The organism is Solibacillus cecembensis, from assembly GCF_050272495.1.
In the GTDB taxonomy this organism is placed as follows: domain Bacteria; phylum Bacillota; class Bacilli; order Bacillales_A; family Planococcaceae; genus Solibacillus; species Solibacillus cecembensis.
Window position 1 is genome coordinate 1 of the sequence record NZ_JBNNMF010000058.1, and the last position, 3,437, is coordinate 3,437.

At 33.7% G+C, this 3,437-nt stretch carries 4 protein-coding genes; 1 reads left to right on the plus strand and 3 read right to left on the minus strand.

Annotation, left to right across the window (positions count from 1 at the left end; all coding sequences use genetic code 11):
- Window positions 1-167: 167 nt before the first annotated feature.
- Window positions 168-407 (plus strand): hypothetical protein, encoded by a 240-nt coding sequence (locus ACQKIH_RS22310; protein WP_427769029.1) that lies wholly within the window; start codon window positions 168-170, stop codon window positions 405-407.
- 517 nt (window positions 408-924) lie between these two features.
- On the opposite strand, the gene ACQKIH_RS22315 is transcribed toward ACQKIH_RS22310, so the two are convergent.
- From ACQKIH_RS22315 to ACQKIH_RS22325, 3 genes are read right to left on the minus strand one after another with little or no spacing between them, the layout of a single operon-like run.
- On the minus strand, window positions 925-1,617 hold the full coding sequence (locus tag ACQKIH_RS22315) for an ABC transporter permease (RefSeq protein ID WP_057987690.1): 693 nt from the start codon (window positions 1,615-1,617) through the stop codon (window positions 925-927).
- 47 nt (window positions 1,618-1,664) lie between these two features.
- Window positions 1,665-2,369 carry an ABC transporter permease gene (locus ACQKIH_RS22320; RefSeq protein WP_427769032.1) on the minus strand — a complete coding sequence of 235 codons (705 nt, stop codon included), beginning with the start codon at window positions 2,367-2,369 and terminating at the stop codon, window positions 1,665-1,667.
- Complete coding sequence (locus ACQKIH_RS22325) at window positions 2,362-3,285, minus strand: ABC transporter ATP-binding protein (protein ID WP_427769033.1); 924 nt, start codon at window positions 3,283-3,285, stop codon at window positions 2,362-2,364. The genes ACQKIH_RS22320 and ACQKIH_RS22325 overlap by 8 nt, the downstream gene beginning before the upstream one ends.
- Window positions 3,286-3,437 lie beyond the last annotated feature (152 nt).

Genomic DNA, 3,437 nt, shown 5'->3' on the forward strand with positions numbered 1-3,437 from the left:
AGGCAAAATTAAAAGGCATGAGCCCGATACACTATCGAACCCATGCCCAAAGAGCTGCCTGAAATAACCGTGTCTAACTTTTAGGGGTCACTTCACTTCACTTTCGGGATGCTTTCATTTAAAGTCAGACCATATTGTGGTAAATTTAGGCGAGGGAGGTGAAAATCTTGAAAAAATTTACTGTATTTATACTTAATTTCGCAGCATTATTTATAGCATTTCAAGTAGGTTCCGGCTTGTTACTTACTACTTTTTACACGCCTAATTTCACTTCAGTTTCAAATAATTTAAGTCAAGAAGTATCATTTGGGAGTGCTTCAAACCCATTACTATTAGCATTGCTAACTGCTACAGTGGCTTATTTCTTATCGCAAAAGAAATTTAACAGTATCAAAAACTCAAACTAACTAATATATGATTTGATCGAAATTTTGAAGTTGAGCAAAAAAGATAGATTCAAAAAATGAATTATTCTAGATGGAAAAACGCAACCTTTCATTGAGCTTGAAAGGTTGCGTTTTTCCTATGTTGTTCATAGATTTCCCAAAGTTAATGACCTGCACCGAGTGCAAATACAATTCTGCTAATTACCAACTTTGCCCCTCTCTTTTTTAACGAACAAGTATCCAGTTCATTAATGATCGCAATATAATATCTTCTCTTCTAAAGCATTCTCACAATAATTTGAATGCTATGGGTAATGATAACTAATGGGCCGAATATAATGCAGAATGTCGTTAACATACTTTTTTTATATCGTTTTTGTCTTATAACACCAAAAACAGTTAGGCTTATTCCAATCGCAATAGATATTATTGACAGAATGATATACAGCTGTGCACTGATTGACGGAATCTGAAAAAGACTTTCTATTTGCATCTCAATTTTTCTCCTTATAACTCATATTTTCAATTAATCTTTGAATTAAATCGCATCCTCATTGTCAATATTTCGGATGGCAAAATACGCTATTGCTCCCCCTACAGCTGCAAGTCCTAACTGAAATGGAATGAAAGTCACCAATGTGAATGGTGGGTTATAGGAACAGGCAATTGCCACCACGATGAGCGATGAACCAATTGTTGCCGGAACAGAATAATTGCGCATTCCAAAATACAATGGGATTAAGCACATTCCCGCAGAAGCGGTAGCAAATAGGACGATGTTTATGATCTCTCCTATAAACTGATTTCCTGTCATTTCAAATGGCACGATTGGAAAATAAGCATTAATAATAGAAAATAGACCAGCAACAATGGTATTCGATAATATCGTTGTAATGAACGTTAATAAAGATATCAGCATCAATTTACTAGCAATCATTTTCTTTCGACTAATAGGATAAGAAAATAAAACCAAAATCGTTTTATTTTTATATTCCTCAATAATGATTTTCGCAATCAATACAGAGGCAAACACAATAAATATCGCCCTAACGTTGGCACCAATCAATACATATACATCTTGGTAAGTTAAAATGGGTAAATCATTTTCTTTTAGTGCAATAGTAATAGCGAAACAAATAAGAGCTGTCAAAATGATTGTTGCGATAAGCGCGCCTTTTACATACCAGCCTAAATTAAACTTTTTCATTTCTAATTTCATTAGCTGCAACATAGAATTTCCTCCCCCTTACCGTTATTATTTAAGAAAACTTAAAAGAATTACGTCACATCGATTTGCTCAATTTTACGGTAAGAGAGATAGGCAATGACAAGTCCTAATATACAAAGTGTAATAGGCACAGCAATGAAATCGAACAAGCTAACCTGACTACTGCCACCATTAATAGATGAACTGAGCACGCATCCAATTAATATTGCTGAAGTAATTGTTGCAGGCGTTGATTTTTTTCTCATACCAAAATATAAAGGAATCAGACTTACACCAGCGATCATAAATGAGTTAATCAAAGTCGTCGGAACTATAGCCATCATATCCTGTATATGAACAGCTACTTCAAAGAAACCAATCATTGGATTTAAAATAAAAACGAGCATACTCATAATAAAAGTAGTAATGATCATGCTGAAGAAACAGAACAAAAAGACGATTAAAAGCTTAGCTTGCATCAATTTTTTTCGTTGCAACGGATATGTAAATAATAATTGAATTGTTTTATTTTTATATTCTTCAATAACTACTTTTGATAAAATGACAGCTGAGAATATCGTGAATGTTATTCTAATAAAAATATCCGCAAAAGCCATGTATCCTGCATAATCTGTAAATATTAACTCGTCTTCTACTTTAGAAATCCAGGACATAAAACACATAGCAGTAAAAATGGATACAATACAAATAGCCATGCCTTTAAAATAACTAGATAAATGATGTTTTTTCCATTCTAGTCTCATCAGTTTAAGCATGGATTCCCTCTCCGTTCATTAAATTTAAGAAATACTCCTCTAGTGAGCTATGCTTTTTATTGATGCTTTCAATCTCAATATCATTCATAATGAGTGTCTTCGAAATTTCTTGCTGCGAAATGGTCTGTTCATAAATACGAATCATGTGTTCATTCATGACTTTATAATTTTTAATACCTAGTTCATGGTCTAAAATGTAAGTCGCTTTTTTAATATCTAGCACCTTAAGCTCAATGTACTCGGTCTGTTCGCCATTGATATCTTTCATAGAAACTTCTTTAATTAACTTGCCCTCTTGAATAACACCAATCGTATCCGCCATTTGTTCCATCTCAGCTAGAATATGGCTTGAAACTAATAAAGTAATACCGTACTCTTTGCATAGTATTTTAAAAAGTTCTCGTAATTCTTTAATACCTATTGGATCTAAACCATTAATAGGTTCATCTAAAATTAATAGTTCTGGTTTTGTCGAAATAGCTCTAGCAATACCTAAGCGCTGTTTCATTCCAAGAGAAAAATCTTTTACTTTTTTGTTATCGACATTGTGCAATTTAACCAGATCTAGTGCACGATCAATGCCCGCTTTGTCATAATAGCCCATGTACTCACAATGGAGTTCCAAGTTTTCCTTCGCTGTCAGTTTTTCATAAAAAATAGGATATTCGAAAATTACGCCCATTCTTTTAAGTACTTCATATGATGTATTCGTTAATCGCTCTCCGAAAATTTCAATTTCACCGCTCGTCGGTTTTACTAAATTCGTTAGCATTTTCATAATCGTCGTTTTACCAGCACCATTTGGCCCTAAAAAGCCGTAGATTTCCCCCTTCTTCACATGCATATTGACACCAGAAACAACTTCTTTTCCTTCAAACACTTTCGTAAGCTGATTTGTTTTTATTAGATAGGTCATTTTTCATTCCCCTTTCGCTCTGTATTTTTATTGTACAAAATGATTTTCTCTTTTTTCTGTAAGCCCGAATTATAAAAAATAGCGCACCTCTACGGTACGCACGACGAATGGCCAGCTATCTGAATTTTTTCAGATAGCTGGCTATTTTGTAC